The sequence below is a fragment of the Acidobacteriota bacterium genome (assembly GCA_009838525.1).
Taxonomy (GTDB): domain Bacteria; phylum Acidobacteriota; class Vicinamibacteria; order Vicinamibacterales; family UBA8438; genus VXRJ01.
Genome location: VXRJ01000024.1, coordinates 1 through 4,045 on the forward strand (window position 1 = coordinate 1; position 4,045 = coordinate 4,045).

4 protein-coding genes are annotated in these 4,045 nt (G+C 57.4%); all 4 read left to right on the plus strand.

Going from position 1 to position 4,045, the window contains the following annotated elements; all coding sequences use genetic code 11:
- The first annotated feature begins 299 nt into the window (after nt 1-299).
- Genes casB through cas6e form a run of 4 tightly spaced genes read left to right on the plus strand, consistent with a single transcriptional unit; the run spans nt 300 to nt 3,498 of the window.
- Nucleotides 300-818 carry a type I-E CRISPR-associated protein Cse2/CasB gene (casB, locus tag F4Y45_11455; GenBank protein ID MXY25124.1) on the plus strand — a complete coding sequence of 173 codons (519 nt, stop codon included), beginning with the start codon at nt 300-302 and terminating at the stop codon, nt 816-818.
- A 12-nt stretch (nt 819-830) separates the two neighbouring features.
- A complete protein-coding gene (gene cas7e, locus F4Y45_11460) occupies nt 831-2,003 on the plus strand; it encodes a type I-E CRISPR-associated protein Cas7/Cse4/CasC (GenBank protein ID MXY25125.1) in 1,173 nt (390 codons plus the stop codon).
- Nucleotides 2,000-2,743, plus strand: a complete 744-nt coding sequence (cas5e, locus tag F4Y45_11465) for a type I-E CRISPR-associated protein Cas5/CasD (protein MXY25126.1) — start codon at nt 2,000-2,002, stop codon at nt 2,741-2,743. The genes cas7e and cas5e overlap by 4 nt, the downstream gene beginning before the upstream one ends.
- Complete coding sequence (gene cas6e / locus F4Y45_11470) at nt 2,740-3,498, plus strand: type I-E CRISPR-associated protein Cas6/Cse3/CasE (GenBank protein MXY25127.1); 759 nt, start codon at nt 2,740-2,742, stop codon at nt 3,496-3,498. The genes cas5e and cas6e overlap by 4 nt, the downstream gene beginning before the upstream one ends.
- Nucleotides 3,499-4,045: the final 547 nt, after the last annotated feature.

Consider the following 4,045-nt stretch of genomic DNA (forward strand, 5'->3'; position numbering starts at 1 on the left):
TAAGCCGGCCAACGCAAGTCTTACCGAGCCGTGGCTTGGCCGTTTTGATCGCCGGGTAGATCAATGCTTCTTCCCGGAACTTAGGAATTCGCTCGATATGGACGAGGAAGAGGCTAGCCATGCCTGGGAAAAGACTTTAGCGGACATAGCCCGAAAGACGTTGGATGCGGCTGGCGAGGCTGCGCCCTACCTCGACGAGCGGCGCATCATAGCGCAAGCCCGGGCGAGAAATATACTGGAAGGTGCTCTTTACAGGCACCTGCCTAATCTACGCCGAAAAGAGGAGAATATAGAAGCTGATGACGAATCACAATAAAGAACCTGTCTGGAGACAGGAGGCAAGCTGGCTTGCCAAAATCGCTTCCCGCCTTGCGAGTGCTGGATTCCCAACGGGAGATCATGCCGCCTTGCGGCGCATGGACCCGCAGGCTCCGTCTAGCCACGCCGAAATAGCAGCAGAACGACTGCTTGCCTCCGCTGGCGCAGAGCCTACGGGAGCAGCAGACCGGAAACGCTGGTTACTGATTATCCACTGCTTGGCCCTGACGCGGGGGCAACACGCTTACAGTGTCTCCACAGGTGCCACTCTTGCGCAAGTGCAGTATTCAGAAGAACGCATCAACCGCTTGTTGTCTTCTGACTTTGAGGTGATAGCCGATGGGCTACCACGGCTCGCCCGATTCTTGGGGGCCAAGGGTGCGGCCATAGATTGGCTGCCCCTGGCTCGCATTGCCCGCTGGACTGGACGCGACGAAAGCCGCGCCGACCAATCTCGTAACCGAGTGGCACGGCAGTACGCCCGTGTCATCGCTAATTGAGGTGAACTCAGTATGACCCCAGCCCGATTTATTCAAATCCACTGGCTTGCCTCTTATCCTGGAGCCTTGTTAAACCGCGACGACGCAGGCTTGGCCAAGCGTCTGCCCTTCGGTGGGGCTACTCGTGGGAGGGTTTCCTCCCAGGCGCTAAAGCGCCATTGGCGCTTGGCAGGTGCTGATAGCTTAGAAAATGCTGCGGACAATTCATGGGCGCTGCAAAATCTCGAAGTCCCTATGGGGATCCGCACCAAGCGTGCCGTAGAGGATAAGATCATGCCACGGGCACTCGAAAAGCAGCCCGCCGACGATAATTTCGCCAAAGCCGTCGAGGAGGAACTGCTCAAGGGAGTGTACGCCAAAGATGCGGCTGATCCCAAAAAGCGCCAGGCCCTGTACTTCGGTGAGCCGGAGTTGGAGTTCCTCGCTGCACTCGCCGCGCAAGCACTCGCAGAAGGTACTCCCGAAGCTGCGGGTGAAAGACTGGCCACCCTGATCACGGAGCAGCGTACCAATATACGGGAGCTAAAAGACGGTGCTGGCCTTGGTGCGGCACTATTCGGGCGTATGGTCACTTCCGATCCGGCAGCCAATACTGACGCTGCCATCCACGTCGCTCACGGCCTTACCGTCCATAAGCTGCAGTGCGACCTCGATTACATGACCGTCGTTGATGACTTGAAAAGTCAGGCCGAGGGGGACGATTCGGGGTCGGCGGGCATCTTCGATATGGAACTGACGAGCGGTCTTTACTACGGCTATGTCGTCGTGGACATCGGCCTGCTGATTTCCAATCTCTCGCAAGATGGGCAGATCGCCGCCAAGGTGGTTGAGCACTTGGTACATCTCATTGCCCAAGTCTCTCCCGGCGCGAAGAAAGGCTCCACCGCACCCTATGCGTGGGCCGAGCTAATGCTGATAGAGGCCGGATCGCGCCAGCCGCGCACGCTTGCCAATGCCTTCCGCGATCCGGTAGACGTGAGGGCCAACGGGCTGCTCAAAGAGGCGGCTGGGAAGATGGACGCATACCTTGCCAGCCTAGATGCCGCCTACGGAGGTGACGAAGTCCGGTGTCAACTGGCTGTTGATGCAGATGCCGTACTGAGCGAGATCGACCAAAAGAACCTCGATGATCTCGCTCAGTGGACTGCTGATGTAGTGCGTGGCAGCGCGGGAACGACTGGATGAACAAGGACCACCTCATACTGCGTCTCGACGCACCGCTGATGAGTTTTGGCGGAGTCGTCATCGATAATTTCGGGGAGACGGACGATTGGCCTAGTGCTTCTTTATTGGTCGGCATAATCGGCAACTCCCTCGGATATCGGCGCACGGACAGGGAAGACTTACAGGCTCTGCAAGACCGTCTAGTGTTTGCCTGCCGGGCCGACTGCGAGGGAGAAAGGCTCAGAGACTTCCAGGCTGCGGACTTGAACAAGAACGACAAAGGATGGACAACACATGGGCAACCCGAAGGGCGCGCTGGCGGTGCTAATACCTATATAGGCAAACACCTACGCTATCGCTTCTATTGGACAGACCGGGTGATTACCGTGGCTCTGCGTCTGGAGCCGGCGGAGGGTGAGCTGTCCCTCGACCAAGTTGCCAAAGCATTGGACTATCCGGCACGACCTCTGTTTATAGGCCGAAAACCATGTCTGCCAACAGCGCCGCTTCTCGTTGGTCGAGGTCGAGGAGAGAGTGCCTTGGATGCTGTCTCGAAAGCTCCCTTGCTGGATGCCAAGGACCAAAGACAGGCCGCGCATACTGCGTTTGCACCAGTTCACGATGCCCCCCATCCCTTTGTTGAGGACCAGTACCGGGAAGTGCAAGTAAGCGGCAGACGCAATTGGGTAAGTGATGTGCATGGTGGGGAACAGCGCTGGTTGGAGGGACGCTTGGCCATCCCTGTGGAGGACACGCCATGACTGCTCCCTTGTCACTTGTTCGCCTGTGCCCCAACACGACAGCCCTCGTGCATTGGGCTGTCGAGAAGGGTTATCTTCCCCGACGCGGAGACGCTGACCTAGGCTATGCTCTCCATGCAGCACTAAAGGAGGCACTAGGCAATTTCGCGCCTAGGCCCTTTGTTTTTCAACAACCACGCGAAGGGGAAGGTGCCGTGCTCGGCTATGTTCAGGCCAAGCCCGAAGCCATAACAGAAGTTGCCTGCCTGCCGCTGACTCGTGCATCGGCGAACGCACTTTGCCTCCAGACGATTGAAGCCCACGCCATGCCAGAAAATTGGCGGACGGGTGCTTGTTTCAGTTTTGAGGTGCGTACACGTCCCATCGTGCGTTCTCGCAGTGCGGGGCGCGGCGGCCCCAATCACGAGGTTGATGTTGCAGCGTGGGCAGTTCACCGTGCTGGAGAACGCATCGAAGCTTTGCCCTCAAAAGAGGATGCTTATCGAAAGTGGCTGGCTGCACGCCTTGAGTTTCATGGCGCTTGCCTGATAGCTGCACAGCTTATCTCCATGCGACGGACACGCGTACTCAGGCGACCGATCATTGGAGGCCATCGGCGCGTACAGGAAATCGAGGGACCAGATGTTCTTTTTCGTGGAGATTTGGAGATAACCAACAGCGAACGCTTTGCCGAAGGTATTACGCGTGGCATTGGGCGGCACACGGCCTTTGGCTTTGGCTGCCTGCTTTTGGCACCTCTAGGTGCTTGGGGTTAAGTGTCATGTTATCCGGCCGCCTAGGTGTAACACGACGCATGTATGCTTGGCGTTCTCGGTGAAGTCTTGAGGGAGCATGATATTACTATCTATGAGTCGGATGGTGCTTTGCTCGTCCGACGTGAGTTGTAAGTATTTATATGCACTTACTTGTGTTAGAGGCTGCCCCGCCTGCGTGGGGATGGACCCGGCAGTCAGGGATTTTGGTTTTACATGCTTGAGGCTGCCCCGCCTGCGTGGGGATGGACCCTTGCAACCTTTGCAAGCTATATAGAGGCCAAAGGCTGCCCCGCCTGCGTGGGGATGGACCCCGAGGAATTCCCCCATGATCCGCTTGTTTTTGGTAGTGTTGTCGCTGGCCCTGTTCGCCGGTGGCGCGACCGAGGGGAGCGAGTCCGTTGAGGCGAGAGGAAGACAACGGCTGACACGACTTTTTTGCCGCTGCGGTCTATTTTTTATAACCCCTTGTTTTTATTGGTGCGCCCGCAGGGACTCGAACCCTGGACCCGCTGATTAAGAGTCAGCTGCTCTGCCAACTGAGCTACGG